The organism is Lentzea alba (genome assembly GCF_047445655.1).
GTDB classification, from domain to species: Bacteria; Actinomycetota; Actinomycetes; order Mycobacteriales; family Pseudonocardiaceae; genus Lentzea; species Lentzea alba_A.
This window is the reverse complement of the sequence record NZ_JAJAEG010000028.1, coordinates 62333-76170: the sequence shown is the minus strand read 5'-3', so window position 1 is coordinate 76170 and position 13838 is coordinate 62333. Positions and strand designations below refer to the sequence as shown.

Below are 13838 nucleotides of genomic sequence, written 5' to 3'. Positions count from 1 at the left end.
ATTACGATCTTAATCTAACGAACCGCAAGTCGGCCCTAGGCTGTGTGACGTGATCGACAAGTTCACCGTGGCGGCAGCGATCGCCGATGCTCACCTTGCCGCCGTGGAGTTCGACGACGCTCTGGCGTGGCTGCGCGACCATCAGCCGTTGGCCGTCCCGCTCGCGGCAGAGGTGTGGGTGACCGACCCGGCCCGCACCCACGTCCTGCTCGTGAGGCACCGCTGGCGCGGATGGGTACCGCCCGGCGGCACGGTCGATCCGGGCGAGACACCGCGAGCGGCCGCCGCCCGTGAACTCGCCGAGGAGACAGGGGTGACGGCCGACCTGCTGCCGGTGCCCGCCGCGGTGGCGGTCCGTTCCTTCCGCGCCGACTGGGCGCCGACGCTGAGCCTGTCCTACGGCGCCGTCGTAAGCCGGGACGTGCCGCTCAGCGGCGAGGCCGGCCAGCCGCCGAAGTGGTTCGACCTGAACGACACGTGGGAAAGCTCCTTCCCCGAGGACCGCGACCGCATCCGCGCCCACGTCCGGATGACCCAGGACCAGCAACCCGTTCACCGGAAAATGACGAGCGATCACGGCCCACGTGGTGTCACCGTTGCCGGCATGGAACAAGAGCTGGACGACCTCGCCCGCACGCACGACTTCTCGGGCGTGGTCCGGGTCGACGACGGCCGGGAGGTGTTCGAGAAGGCGTGGGGCATGGCGCACCGCGGCTACAAGATCCCGAACACGGTGGACACCCGCTTCGCGATCGCCAGCGGCTGCAAGGCTTTCACGGCGCTGGCCGTCGTCAGCCTGATCGAGCAGGGCACGCTGAGCCTCGACACGAAAGCACGCGAGATCCTCGAAGACGACCTCCCGTTGATCGACGACGAGGTCACCGTCGGGCAGCTGCTGGCGCACCGGTCCGGCATCGGCGACTACTTCGACGAAGAGAACATCACCGACATCAACGACTACATCCTGCCGGTGCCCGTGCAGAACCTGCGCGACATCGAGCAGTACGTGGCGATCCTCGACGGGTTCCCGCAGAAGTTCCCGCCCGGCACCGAGTTCGCCTACAACAACGGCGGCTACGTCGTGCTGTCCCTGATCGCGGAACGGGCGAGCGGCGTGCCTTACCACGATCTGGTGCGGCAGCAGGTCTGCGAGCCGGCCGGTCTCGCCGACACCGAGTTCCTCCGGTCCGACTCCCTCGGCGAGCGCACGGCCATCGGGTATCTGCCGATCGACGGAGAGTGGCGCACCAACGTGTTCCACCTGCCCATCCGCGGTGGTGGCGATGGCGGCATCTACACCACGGCGGCCGACGTCAACGCGTTCTGGAAGGCCTTCTTCGCCGGGCGGATCGTGTCCGAGAAGTGGGTCGCCGAGATGGTGAAGCCGCACAGCGAGATCCCCGAGGACAAGCTGCGCTACGGCCTCGGCTTCTGGCTGCACGGCTCGACCAGCCAGGTGCAGCTGGTCGGCTGGGACGCCGGGGTGTCGTTCAAGACCACGCACGACCCGGAGACGGGGACGACCCGCACGGTCATCGGGAACACGTCGGACGGGGTGTGGCCGCTCGCTCGGTTCTTGAACGGCTGACGCTTAGATGAGTGCATGGATCTGACGGCGGTTCCGCTGGTGGCCCTGCGGGTGTTCCAGGAGGTGGCCGAGCGAGGCACGCTGAGCTCGGCCGCCGAGGCCCTGGGCTATCCGCAGGCCGCGGTGTCCCGGCAGATCGCCGCGCTCGAACGGGTCGTGCGGGCGCCGTTGCTCGATCGTCAGCGCGATGGCGTCCAACTGACCGATACCGGGCATGTGCTGCTGCGGCACGCGGGTCTGGTGCTCGCCCAACTCGACGCCGCGAGCCGGGAGCTGTCCGGGTTGCCGGCGACCGCGGGCACCGTGCGGCTCGGGTGGTTCACGAGCGCGGGCGGCGCGTTGGTCCCGAGTGCGTTGGCTGCGTTGAGGCGCAGCCATCCGGCGTTGACGGTGACCACGCGCGAGGGCACCACCGCCTCTCTCGTGCGGGCACTACGGGCGCGGACCGTCGATCTCGCCGTACTGGAGACGCAGCCGCCGCAGCCATTGGACGACGAGACGCCCGCGCTGCGCACCAAGGTGCTCGACGAACGTGAGCTGCTGCTGGCCGTGCCGTCGACGCATCCGTTGGCGCACAAGGACTCCGTGGACGTCGCGGATCTGCGCGGGTGGGCGTGGATCGCGAGCCCGCCGCCTGGCCTCGGCGTGTGGCCGGGCCTGGACGAACGGCAGACGGTCGCGCACATGGCCCGCGACTGGATGGCGAAGCTTCAGCTCGTCGCGTCCGGGGCGGGCATCACGACGTTGCCGGAGTCTCTTGCGTCGTCCGTTCCTCACGGCGTGCGGGTGCTTCACGTGCGAGGCGGTTCACGAGAGAGGCGCCGGATCGTCGTGGCATGGCTGAACCTGTCCGAGCCGGCGTCCGTGGTGGTGGACGCGCTCGTCAGTGGTAGTCACCCGTGAGCATCGCCGTCGCCAGTTCTACCCGTGACCGGTAACCGGTGCGTTGGAACAGGCGGGTCAGCTTCGCTTCCACGCTCTTCTCGGTCGTACGCAGGACACCCGCCAACTCGCGGTTCGTCAGACCTTCCGCCACGAGAGAGGCGAGCAGCCGTTCCTGTTCGGCCGTTGTCGCCGCACGGCCAGGAACTGCGACGCCGTGCTCGCGCATGAGGTGCCGCAGCAGCGCGCGAGGCAGCAACGCGTCGAGGGTGCCGAACAGTTCGTAGGCCTCGCGCAGCATGTGCGGAGTCGCGAACCCGTGCGTCGCCAACGCGGTCTGCGTCATCGCGATCTCGTAGGGCTGGTCGCGTTCGACAACCAGTCGCTGCACCTCTTGAGCCGCCGCCAGGTCGTGCCACGTCACGGCACGCGCGAGCAGGTGGTTGCGGTGTGCGCGGCCGGTGTCCATCGTCTCGGCGATGTCGGCCAGCCGTTCCACCCGGAACTCGGCGTCCTCGCGGTCACCGTCCTCCAGCGACATCACCGCGAGCCGCAGCTCCAGCTCGTCGGTGGCGATCACGATCGCGTGCTGTGCGGCGAACGCCAGCCCGCGTTGCAGCACACGACGGGACTTGTCCCGCACACCGAGCACCAGTTCGAGATCTGATTCCGGCACGTCCAGCACGTGTGGCAGCACGTTCTGGCCTGCGCGCGCGTCGGCGATCACCTCGCGCGCACGGGTCAGCTTCGCCCGTGTGACGAGCATCGTGGCGAGGTCGCGCGCCAACGCCGTGTGCGCCGCGACCTGACCGAGCGTCGACCCAGTGACCAGCGCCTTCCGCGCGTGTCCCAGCGCGTCGTCCCAATGTCCGTCGGCGACGTGCAAGAGCGCGAGGTCGGCTGCCTCCGTCGGCTTGGGGAGCAACCGTGCGGCGCGGTTCGCCTCACCGGCCAGCAGCAGGCATCGCGCCATCGCCGACTGGAGCGCCGGCCGATGCCGTTCGACGGCGTAGAGCGGGCACAGACCGGGATCGCTGACGACCCGTTCGAACTCGGCCATGCGCCCGGACATCAACGCCGCGCTCATGCCGAACAGCTCGCCGAACGTCACCGTCGCGGCGTTGCCCAGCCGCCACATGCCACGGGTGCTGGACAGCAACGTCGCGGCCTCGTCCCAACGGTCCGTGTAGCACATCGCCACCGCACGGCCGATGAATCGCGCTGAAGTGCCACCGGGCAACGAACGCCAGCTGCCGTCGGCGACCTTGCGCAGCGCGGCCCTGTCCCCCGCCGCGCACATGCCCACCAGCCGGATCAGGTACAGCTCCTGCAGCTGGTCCGCGGTGAAGTCGTCCGGGTGTTCGAGCGCGGCGTCGACGCTGGCCATCGCCGTCGTGAAGTCGTTGTGGAACGCGCACGCCACGGCGTGCATGAAGAGCGCTTCGGCCCGTTGCGCGTCATCGGTGGCGCGATCTGCGGCGGCGCGCAGCCAACGCCGTGCGCTCGGGTCGTGCACCACGGCGGCCTTGCCCGCGGCGAGCAGCTGGGTGGCGGCGCGCTTGCCGTCGGCGAACCCGCCCGCGTCGATCAGCCGGTCCGGCAGGTAGCCGGGGTTCGCACACCAGGCACGGCCCTCCCAGATCGCACTCACCGCGCGCCATCCGAGGTCGTGTCGTTCGTACGGACCGAGGCTCGCCGCGAGAGCGTTGGCCAGCACCGGCGCGCGGAACCGCCACCCGTCGTGCCGAACCATCAGACCCTCGGCTTCGAGCTCCGGCAACGCGCGGGTGTCGCCGAGCAGTTCCTCGGCGGCCGGTCCGAGCGGGTGCAGGATCGCCATCGCCTTCGCGGTCTGCCACGCGGCCTCGCCGAGCAGCCGGATCCGTTCCACCGCCGGATGACGATGGGCAGTGCCGCGCGGCTCGTCCACCAGGTAGGCGGTGCGGTCGATGATCCGCAGCGCCCCGCCGCGCAGGTACCCGTCGACCGCCAGATCGACCAGGCCTGGGACCCCGCGGCTGTCGTGGTGCAGCGTGCGCACGAGCTCGGGGTCCCCGGAGACGTTGAGCAGACCGGTGAACATCAGGCTGACCTCGGACCGGTTCAGCGGCGCCAACGGCACGATCTCGGTGAGCATGCTCGTGCGCAGTGCATCAGCCAGATCGGTGTGTTCGAGCTTCACGGGCGTGCGGTAGCTACCGACGACACAGGTGGCCAACTGCGGGAGGGCGTCGAGCAGCGCGCGCAGGACGTCGTGGCCGAGGCGGTGCAGATCGTCGAGAAAGAGCACTGGTGGCCGTGACCACCGGGCCATCTCCTCACGCACACGGGCGACCACAGCCTGGGGGCGGTTGCGGTCGGCGCGCAGCAGTGGCACGTCTGCTGTGCGCACACGCTGATGTTCGAGCGTGTCCCGGACCTCGTTGAGGAGAGCGGTGCGGCCGATGCCCGCGGGCCCGGTGACGAGCACCAGCCGCGTGGTCCCCGACAGCAGCGGCCACACCACGCTCGTGTGGGCGTCGTCCCTGGCGACCAGGTTCGACGCGGTGGTCTCGTTGTGGCTCAAGGTTCCGGTCATCCGGCGACTCCCCGGTCGTCGAGCCTGCCTGCGAGGCTCGCGGCCGCCAGTTCGACGCGCGACCGGACGCCGGTGCGCAGGAACAGGCGGGTGAGGTGGTGCTCGACGGCCTTCTCGCTGACCTCGAGCTCTGTGGCGATCTGGCGGTTCGTCTGCCCGGCGCGCACGAGTTCCACGATGCGCAGCTCGGTCCCGGTGAGCTCGCTCGGAGCCGCGGTGGTGCGCGGCGCGGCGACCCCGAACCGCCGCATCAGCGCGGAAACCCTGGCGGGCAACAGGAACGACGATCCGCCCTCCTTCGCGATGGCGTGCAGCTCCCGCACGATCGGGCGCGGGTCGTCGCAGAACTGGGCGAGGATGTTGCACGCCCACAGCAGGTCCGGGCGGTGGCCGCGTTTGCGCACGACCTCCGCGCCGCGAGCTGCCTCGGCCGGGTCGCGGTAGAGCAAACCCTTGGCCAGCAACAGGATCTGCAGCGTGCAGCGGCAGTCGTCCTGCCGGTGCAGTTCGGTGATCTCGGTCATCAACGTGCGCGCGATCGCCATGTCGTTGTTGCGCAGGGCGATCTGGAGTGCCTGCAGCATCAGCCGGCCGACACCGGGCCGCACGCCGGCCTGCTTCGCGCGGCGCAGCGTGCGCCACGCGAGGTTGACCGCGTCCTGAGAGTCACCCGCGCGGTGCAGCAAGCCGCATTCGACCATGGCGCGCATCGGGGCGTACCTCGTGGCACGGCTGACCTTTGCGAGCCACCTGAACGCCTGCCGGTGTTCGCCGCGCGCGGAGTGGATCGCACCGGCGAACACGCGGCCGTGGTGGTGGGCCGGCGTCGGGCGTTTGGTGAGTTCGAGCTGCCGGACCGCTTGCAGTGCCTTGGTCCAGTCAGCGCTGGCGTACTCCTGCACCACCCGTTGGAAGAGCTTCAACGGGCCGTGGTCCGGGGTGCGGTAACGCGGGCCGAGCACGAGTTCCAGGACCGTTGCGACGTCACCTGCCGTGCCGGCTTCGGTCAGTTCGTCGAAGCGTTCCCGCGACTGTTCGTCGCGGACGAACCTGATCGCCGTGCGGCAAGCCTGGGCGTCGAAGCGCAACGCGTGGTAGATCGCGTTCAGCTCGGCATTCGTGATGATGGCTTCGTCGTCGTGCGTGTTCATCGGCAGTGGCGTCCAGTCGGGCTGTTCGCCCAGCCACCACCGTGCGAGTGCGGTCGCCGGGCCGCCTTTCTGGTGCGACTCTTCGCCGTTGAGCAGCAACAGCATCGCGGCGGCATCAGTGCTGGAGTCCTCGCTGGTGCGTTCGTCGAGCAGGGTGCGCATCAGGTCGTCCTGACCAGTGCGCACGAGCGTTGCGATCGTGACGAAGAAGAGGCGGCCACACGGGCGGTCTTGCACAGCGGTCATCCGCACGGCGGCAGCGAGCCAGCGACCAGCCCGTTCCGGATCGGTGGCCTCGATCTCGACCGCGCGCTCGGCCAACCAGCGAGCCCTCCGCGGCGCGTCCGGCAGGTCCGGGCCGGCCAGCGCGACCAGCTCCGGGTCCGCGGTGTCGACGGCCAGCGCGACGTGCATCCTGCGCACCTCGTCCTGGCCGCTCCGGTCGATGATCGCGTTGGCCAGGGCCGGACAGAGCACCTTGAGGTCCGGCGTGAGCACACCCCGCTCGACGAGCTCGTCCAGCGCGCGGCCGCATTCGGTCAGGTCCTCCTTCAACAGCTTGAGATCGCTGACCTCGATGCCCTGGCGCACAACGCACAGCAGCGCGACGCGGTGGGCGAGGCCGTGGACGTGTTCGAGCAGCGGGTGGTTCTCGGGCAGGCTGATCCTGTCGCCGGCGAGGAAGACCTGGTCGCCGACGCGGGTCAGGTTGACCTGGTCGAGGGTCGCGAAGACCGTGCCGGGGTTGCCGTACAGCGGCCCCAGGGCTGTTCTCAGTGCTTCGACGACGCTCACGTCGAGCGGGTCGCGTTCGGTGATCAGCTGCGTGACGACGTCGTGTGACAACGTTGGCAGGTCGATGACGACGTCGGCGACCTCGGTCAGCTCGGCGTGGTCCGCGCAGACGGCGACGACGAGGCAACCGGGCATTCTCATGGCGGTCGCGGTGAGGACCGGCTCCGGCAGCGCGTCCGCGTCGTCGATCAGCACGACGGCCCGTGATCTCGGCCGGTGGCTGACAACGGTCACGCCCTCGGCCCGCCACATCACGGCGGCTTGTCGCAAAAGTTCGGTACGTCCGCTCCCCGGCTCACCGCGCACGACAGCGAGACGCCCGCGTGAGGCGGAGGCCTCGAACGCGGCTCGCAGTGCGGCGAGCTCCCCGTGGCGTCCGCGCAGCTCTTCCTGCACGTGACGACTCCCCTCGCTGTGGACGGGGCCCGGCGGACCCCTGCCGCCCGCCGGACCCCGGAGGTGGCCGCGCCCGGCACGGGCGGCGGCGAAGCTGGACCGGGTCGGCCACTGGGACGAGATTAGGTGAGAGCGCGACCGTCTCGTGTGGACGCGGGGAAACCCCTCAGATAGCCCGCATGACATCTGTCATGGCTTTCTGGTGTGTGGCGGCACTGCCGTTGGGACGTGTTTCCCGAGATCGTGGGCTTATGACAGCGATCGAGGTGCGGGGGCTGACCCGCCGGTACAGCGGGGGTTTCGAAGCTGTGCGGGGCGTCTCATTTGATGTGGAGCGGGGCGAGATGTTCGCTTTGCTCGGCACGAACGGTGCGGGCAAGACCTCGACGGTGGAGGTTGTGGAAGGGCTCTCACGTCCTGCGGCCGGAACCGTTTCAGTGCTGGGGCACGATCCGTTTCGGGAGCGCTCTCTCGTTCGGCCTCGTGTCGGCGTGATGCTGCAGGAAGGCGGTTTCCCACCCGACCTCACTGTGACCGAGGCCACAAAGATGTGGGCGGGGACGTTGACTTCTCCGCGCCCTGTTGATGAAGCGTTATCTCTTGTTGACCTGACGCATCGGACTGATGTGCGGGTGAAGCAGCTGTCCGGTGGCGAGCGGCGGCGGCTGGATCTGGCGTTGGCGTTGCTGGGGCGGCCCGAGGTGTTGTTCCTCGACGAGCCGACGACCGGGCTCGATCCGGAGAGCCGGCGCAACACGTGGGAGCTGATTCGGGGGCTGTTGCGCGAGGGCGTGACCGTGCTGCTGACGACGCACTACCTGGAGGAGGCACAGGCGTTGGCCGACCGCCTGGCGATCATGCACAAGGGCCGGATCGTCGCGCAGGGAACGGTTTCCGAGGTGGTGGACGCGTACCCGGCTCGCGTTTCGTTCGTGCCGCCGGTCGGTGTTTCGCTGCCGGTGGTCGCGGATGTCGACGCCGGCGGGCGAGTAACCGTGCGGACCAACAACCTGCAGGAGACGTTGCACGAGCTTCTTGCGTGGGCTCATGTCAATTCGGTGGAACTGTCCGGTTTGGACGCTCGGTCGGCGTCCCTGGAGGAGGCGTTCCTGGCGATCGCGGAGGAGGCGGCATGAGGGCCGTGGCGGTGGGGCAGGCTGAGCTGAGGTTGTTCTGGCGCAACCGGACGGCGCTGTTCAACTCGATCGTGATGCCGTTGCTGATCACGCCGGCACTGATGGCGGCGGCGGACGCGGACGGGGTGTCGCTGATCGTCGGCCTGGTCGGGTTCGTGCTGCTGATGGCGGTGTACTACAACCTCGTCACGACCTTTGTGGCACGGCGCGAAGAGCTTGTCCTGAAACGTCTTCGCGTTGGTGAGCTCACGGATCCGGAGATCCTGTTCGGCGCGTCCTTGCCGTCCGTTGTGGTCGCTTTGGGGCAGATGGCGTTGTTCGCGGTGATCGTCGGTGTGTGGACCGAGGCCGCTCTGCCGTCGCGGCCTTGGTTCCTGCTCGTGGGCGTGGCTGGTGGCGTTCTGGTGTTCGCGCTGCTGGCGGCGGCGTCCTCGGCGTTCACGCGCACGGTCGAGATGGCACAGGTGACGTCGCTGCCGATCCTGGTGGCGTGCCTGCTCGGGTCAGGGCTGTTCTTCCCGCTGTCCGCAGTGCCCGAGGGTGTCGCTTCCGTGCTGCGACTGCTGCCGCTGACGCCGGTGCTCGACCTGGTGCGAGCCGGCTGGGCCGACGGTCCGGTGCTGCGCCCGTTGATCGTCCTGACGGTGTGGATCGCGCTGGGGATCTACGCTGTACGCCGGTGGTTCCGCTGGGATCCTCGGAGGTGAGCTTGCTCGGCTGGTGGCGGTCCCGTGGCAACGCGGCGCGGTTCGACGTCTTCGTCCGCGTCACGTTCTACGTCGGCTACCTGGTGCTGCCACCGCTGCTGCTCCTGGGAATGGCGCGGGACGTGCGGCCGACCGCCGTCATCGCCGTGGGAGCTGCGCTGCTGATCCACATCGCGCTGAGCGTGCCACTGGTCCACCTGGGCATCGAGCACCACCTGGGCAAGGCCCCGTTCCCGCGCCGCCTCACGGTGATCTTCCTGGCGTTCACCGCCGCAGTGCTGACCGCCAGCGAACTCTTCTTCACCCACACCACCCCGGGCAAACCCGACGGCCCAGCCGACGGCGTCGCGTTGATCTTCCTGATCCTGACGGTCACCACCCTGTCCGCGATGGTCCGCCCGCGCACGATCGTCCTGGCATCCCTGGCCGGCAGTGTCTTCGTTCTGCTCACCGCCGACCTGGGCCGCGCGATCTTCACCATGCTGATGCTGCTGCTGGTCGCCTTCGCGTTCCGCACGACGTTGTGGATGCTGGGCCTGGTCTGGGAACTGGACCGCTCCCGCGAGGTCCGCGCGAACCTGGCCGTGGCCGAGGAACGCCTCCGCTTCGCCCGCGACCTGCACGACGTGGTGGGCCGCAACCTCTCAGTCGTGGCCCTGAAAGCCGACCTGGCCGCCCAACTGGCACGCCGCGGCCGCCCCACCGCCATCGACGAAATGCTGGAAGTCCGCCGCATAGCCCAGGAATCCCTCGACGAGCTCCGGGCAGTCGTCTCCGGCTACCGCACCGCCGACCTCTCCGTAGAACTGGGCGGCGCCCGCTCGTTGCTGGCCTCAGCAGGAATCGACTGCCGCGTGATCGGCGAGGTGGACATCTCCGGCGAGCCGGCTGGCGCCCTCGGCTGGGCGGTCCGCGAGGGCGTGACCAACGTGCTGCGCCACAGCGAGGCTCACACGTGCACGATCACGTTGCGCGGCAAGGTTCTCACGATGTCCAACGACGGCGTCTCCTTGTCCGCCTTCCGCTTCGGCAGCGGCCTGACCGGCCTGCACGAACGCATCGCCGCCCTGGGCGGCTCCGTCACCGCGGTGTGCGAGCCCCCGAACCGTTTCGTGCTGACCGTGGAGCTCCCGTGATCCGCATCCTGCTGGCCGACGACGAACACCTGATCCGAGGCGCAATGGCAGCCTTGCTGTCGCTGGAAGACGACCTCTCGGTGGTGGCCCAAGCGGCAACCGGCGCCGAAGCCCTGGCCACCGCCCGCGTGGTCCGCCCCGACGTGGCCGTGATCGACCTGCAAATGCCAGACCTGGACGGCGTCTCCGTAGCCCAAGCCCTGGCTCTCGAGCTTCCTTCGTGCTCAACCATGATCGTCACCAGCCACGGCCGCCCAGGCCACCTGAAACGAGCTCTGGCAGCCGGAGTCCGAGGCTTCCTGCCAAAAACGGTCTCCTCCGACGTCCTGGCCACCGTCGTCCGAACCGTCCACTCAGGCGGCCGCTACGTGGACCCGGCCTTGGCCGCCGAAGCCATCAGCGCAGGCGACAGCCCCCTGACCCCACGAGAAGCAGACGTCCTGGAACTAGCCCTGGAAGGCGCCCCGATCGACGAAATAGCCCGCCGCGCCTCCCTGTCCCCAGGCACAGTCCGCAACTACTTGTCTTCCGCCGTAGGCAAAACCGGTGCCTCAAACCGCCACGAGGCAGCCCGCTTCGCCAGAGCCCGCGGCTGGATCTAACTGTCCCACCACCGCAGAACCCGCATCCCCTGCAACGTCAACCACTTGGACGGCTCCCCCGCGCTGACGTCGACCTCGAACCAAACCCGCCCCGGATGCCGCCCGCCCTGCAACCAGGTCCCATCCGCCTGCCGCGCGTTCCGAATCATCTCGATCGCCTCATGCATCCGCGGATCCTTCCTCCCGCTCTCCCGGAAGTACTCTGCAGCGTTGAGCACGCTGTACCCCCACCGCGCCGGCGACCTGAACGTGCTCACCCACTCCCCCACAGGCTCCCCGGTGGACAACCGCCTGTACAGGTGCCGTTCGAGCAGATATTCCTCGCCAGCTAACCGCGCCGCTTTGACGCTTTCCATTCCCCCACCGGCCTGCTCGTAAGCCAGCAGCCCTTTCAACGAGTTGAGCGTCGAATGAAACGACGACCTCTCAGACCCCTCAACCCACTCACAATTCCACCCACCATCCCCAAGCCGATGCTCGACAAACCACTCCGCGATCCGCCCAACGTCAGCCCCCAGCCACACCCCGTTGGCCAACGTCCACGAGTTGATACAGCAGTCGACCTCACCACCCCAATAGGGCAGCTCCTGGTACTCCCACCGACAGTGCTCCCGCAGAAGCTCCACCGTCCGCCTCCGCCTGAGCACCTCCGCATCCAGCCCCCACTCCCGCAACGAACACAACGACCACGTCGTAGCGGTCCACGGCTGCCCCTCCTCCTTCCCGTCGTACCCAGCCGGAAAGAAGGCCCCACCAGCCCACATCCCCTCAGCCCCCTGCTCCCCCAACAGCCGAGCCCCGAACCCCTCCACAGCAACCCGCCGCCGCGACGCCTCCCAAACCTCCACCGGCGCCCCCACCAGGTCCCGCTCAACCTGCCACCGCAGAGCCGGATCGGAGTCGAGCAACCACCCCATGAGCTCACTCACAGCCGCGACCCTAGCCCCGCTTCCAACCCGCCACCGGCCAGAAGCCCCGCGACCACGATCACCACGCCCTGACCTGCATGATCACGCCCACCACCAGCACAGACCTCAGCACCGGGACCCGATTTTGGCCTCCGGCTACGATCATGTAATCTATGCACACACCACGGCGCGAGCCGCGGGAGAACTAAATACGTCCGGGTGGCGGAATGGCAGACGCGCTAGCTTGAGGTGCTAGTCCCCGAAAGGGGGTGGGGGTTCAAGTCCCCCCTCGGACACCAGCAGCGGGGAAGTTTCCCCCGTATCAGCAACACAGTCGAAGCAGGGTTCCAGGAAAATGGATCCCTGCTTTTGGCGTGCTCGGACACCTCTCTCGCAGGGCGAGGTGAGGCCTGTGTCTGAGCCGATCATCCGCACGCTCGACCTCGCCGCGATCGCGGCTCCGCCTTCACTCGACCGCGACAGTGCGGCGGCCGGTGGAGTCCAGCCAGTGTTCGTCGGTGATCTCGCAAGCACCGCGCCACCGACTTCCTCGCTCTCATTCGAGTTCGCCCGGATCGACGATCATGGCCGTGTCAGCGGCCGGTCGGTCCTGCGCGAATTGCGGTGGGCTGCGGGTACTGAGCTCGACTTCGTGCTGCGCGACTCGACGGTCGTCGTCCGCGAACGCCGAGGAACTGCCCAGCAGGTCACGTCACGCGGGCTGATTCAAGTTCCGCTGGCGATGCGCCGGTGGATGTCCTGGGGACCAGGACATCGCCTTCTGCTCGTCTCCTCTTCTCGAACCGCAGTTCTCGTTCTCGCCAACGCATCAATTCTCGACGAGTTCGCGCAGACGAACTTCGGCGCACTCTCCGAGGTGACTACTCGATGACGATCACAGATCCTGCCGTCGCACCCTCAGCAGATCGGCTCGCTGCCGCACGGCTGATGTTGTCAAGCCTCGGCATCAGCGTCGAAGACCTCACGTCAACGCCAACCGAGACCAAAGACGTGCCGACCTTCGCCGCCTACATTCCGATTATCGAGGCCGCGGTCACACCCGGAACGCTCCGGGTCTACGGCTCGTACTGGAACCGCATCAAGGAGCGATGGGGCGAACGCCGCCTGGACGAGCCCACGGCGACCGAGATCGCCGGTCTCGTCGAACTCACCAAGCAGAACCGCGTCCAGCGGAGGAACGGGCGCGGTGGCAACTGCGCAGGCGAGCACATGGTCGCCGCCTTCCGCTGCCTCTACAAGTTCGCCGTCATCGACGAGTACATCACCGCCGCGAGCAACCCAGCCGCCAAGGTCGCCAAACCTCGCCGACTGCCCTCCAACCGCCGAGGCCTGCCGGCCAAGCAGATCAACGAGCTCGTGGACGTGGCCAACTCGACCGGAAACGACCCCGCCCTGGACGCGCTGATCGTGCGGTTCCACCTCGAGACAGCCGCCCGGCGTGCTGCCGCCCTGAAGCTCAGGCTCCGGGATATCGATGAGGAGCAGTGCCTGTTGCTACTTCAGGAGAAGGGCGGCGTATTCCGCTGGCAACCAGCCTCGCCGACACTCATCGCGCATCTTCTCGATCACGCGCAGCGGCGCGGGTGCCTCGAGCCGGACAGCCGCGTGCTGCGCAACCTCAACGGCAAGCCCATCACCACACGGCGATACGACGGACTGTGGGAGCGGTGCCGCAAGTACATTCCGTGGGCCGATCGACAGCAGGTCGCCACTCACTGGCTGCGATACACCACGCTCACCTTTGTCGAGCGCAGGTTCGGCCTCGCCGTCGCACAGGCTTACGCAGGACACGAGACCAAGAACGACGCCGTCACAACCACCACCTATGTACGCGCCGGCATCAACGAGGTCGCTGCGGCCCTGGCGGCTCTGACCGGCGAGCCGCATCCACTAGCCTCGTGATCGGCACGAACGTAACCCTGCGCTTCTTATGCCATG

11 protein-coding genes and 1 tRNA gene are annotated in these 13838 nt (G+C 68.4%); 9 read left to right on the top strand and 3 right to left on the bottom strand.

Annotated features, from left to right (window positions below):
• Positions 1–49: 49 nt before the first annotated feature.
• Complete coding sequence (locus LFM09_RS36965; RefSeq protein ID WP_414101253.1) at positions 50–1588, top strand: serine hydrolase; 1539 nt, start codon at positions 50–52, stop codon at positions 1586–1588.
• 15 nt (positions 1589–1603) lie between these two features.
• Positions 1604–2491: a LysR family transcriptional regulator gene (locus LFM09_RS36960; protein ID WP_414101252.1), complete on the top strand. Its 888-nt coding sequence runs from the start codon at positions 1604–1606 to the stop codon at positions 2489–2491.
• Here the strand turns inward: LFM09_RS36960 and LFM09_RS36955 are convergent.
• Together LFM09_RS36955 and LFM09_RS36950 are read right to left on the bottom strand one after the other, a co-directional pair.
• Positions 2472–5048: a hypothetical protein gene (locus tag LFM09_RS36955; protein WP_414101251.1), complete on the bottom strand. Its 2577-nt coding sequence runs from the start codon at positions 5046–5048 to the stop codon at positions 2472–2474. The two genes, LFM09_RS36960 and LFM09_RS36955, sit on opposite strands and share 20 nt — an antisense overlap.
• Positions 5045–7390 carry a helix-turn-helix transcriptional regulator gene (locus LFM09_RS36950; protein ID WP_414101250.1) on the bottom strand — a complete coding sequence of 782 codons (2346 nt, stop codon included), beginning with the start codon at positions 7388–7390 and terminating at the stop codon, positions 5045–5047. The genes LFM09_RS36955 and LFM09_RS36950 overlap by 4 nt, the downstream gene beginning before the upstream one ends.
• Positions 7391–7641: 251 nt before the next feature.
• Between LFM09_RS36950 and LFM09_RS36945 the strand changes: the two genes are divergently transcribed.
• From LFM09_RS36945 to LFM09_RS36930, 4 genes are read left to right on the top strand one after another with little or no spacing between them, the layout of a single operon-like run.
• Positions 7642–8526 (top strand): ABC transporter ATP-binding protein, encoded by an 885-nt coding sequence (locus LFM09_RS36945; protein ID WP_414101249.1) that lies wholly within the window; start codon positions 7642–7644, stop codon positions 8524–8526.
• Positions 8523–9233 (top strand): ABC transporter permease, encoded by a 711-nt coding sequence (locus tag LFM09_RS36940; RefSeq protein ID WP_414101248.1) that lies wholly within the window; start codon positions 8523–8525, stop codon positions 9231–9233. The genes LFM09_RS36945 and LFM09_RS36940 overlap by 4 nt, the downstream gene beginning before the upstream one ends.
• The gene (locus LFM09_RS36935) at positions 9206–10369 is read left to right on the top strand and encodes a sensor histidine kinase (RefSeq protein ID WP_414101247.1); all 1164 of its coding nucleotides are present in this window, start codon (positions 9206–9208) and stop codon (positions 10367–10369) included. The genes LFM09_RS36940 and LFM09_RS36935 overlap by 28 nt, the downstream gene beginning before the upstream one ends.
• Complete coding sequence (locus LFM09_RS36930; RefSeq protein ID WP_414101246.1) at positions 10366–10971, top strand: response regulator; 606 nt, start codon at positions 10366–10368, stop codon at positions 10969–10971. Before LFM09_RS36935 ends, LFM09_RS36930 begins: the two co-directional genes overlap by 4 nt.
• On the opposite strand, the gene LFM09_RS36925 is transcribed toward LFM09_RS36930, so the two are convergent.
• Positions 10968–11888, bottom strand: a complete 921-nt coding sequence (locus tag LFM09_RS36925; RefSeq protein WP_414101323.1) for a squalene cyclase — start codon at positions 11886–11888, stop codon at positions 10968–10970. The two genes, LFM09_RS36930 and LFM09_RS36925, sit on opposite strands and share 4 nt — an antisense overlap.
• 204 nt (positions 11889–12092) lie before the next feature.
• On the opposite strand from LFM09_RS36925, the gene LFM09_RS36920 reads away from it, so the two are divergent.
• The 3 genes from LFM09_RS36920 to LFM09_RS36910 all read left to right on the top strand — a co-directional run bounded on the left by LFM09_RS36920 (position 12093) and on the right by LFM09_RS36910 (position 13802).
• Positions 12093–12178: transfer RNA gene (locus LFM09_RS36920), tRNA-Leu, on the top strand.
• A 113-nt stretch (positions 12179–12291) separates the two neighbouring features.
• The gene (locus LFM09_RS36915) at positions 12292–12771 is read left to right on the top strand and encodes a hypothetical protein (RefSeq protein ID WP_414101245.1); all 480 of its coding nucleotides are present in this window, start codon (positions 12292–12294) and stop codon (positions 12769–12771) included.
• Between the two features lie 119 nt (positions 12772–12890).
• The gene (locus LFM09_RS36910) at positions 12891–13802 is read left to right on the top strand and encodes a tyrosine-type recombinase/integrase (protein WP_414101244.1); all 912 of its coding nucleotides are present in this window, start codon (positions 12891–12893) and stop codon (positions 13800–13802) included.
• The last annotated feature ends 36 nt before the right edge of the window (positions 13803–13838 follow it).

Coding starts and splice junctions, on each gene's coding strand:
- LFM09_RS36960 (WP_414101252.1), top strand. CDS start 1,604: ATGGATCTGACGGCGGTTCCGCTGGTGGCCCTGCGGGTGTTCCAGGAG.
- LFM09_RS36955 (WP_414101251.1), bottom strand. CDS start 5,048: ATGACCGGAACCTTGAGCCACAACGAGACCACCGCGTCGAACCTGGTC.
- LFM09_RS36945 (WP_414101249.1), top strand. CDS start 7,642: ATGACAGCGATCGAGGTGCGGGGGCTGACCCGCCGGTACAGCGGGGGT.
- LFM09_RS36940 (WP_414101248.1), top strand. CDS start 8,523: ATGAGGGCCGTGGCGGTGGGGCAGGCTGAGCTGAGGTTGTTCTGGCGC.
- LFM09_RS36925 (WP_414101323.1), bottom strand. CDS start 11,888: ATGGGGTGGTTGCTCGACTCCGATCCGGCTCTGCGGTGGCAGGTTGAG.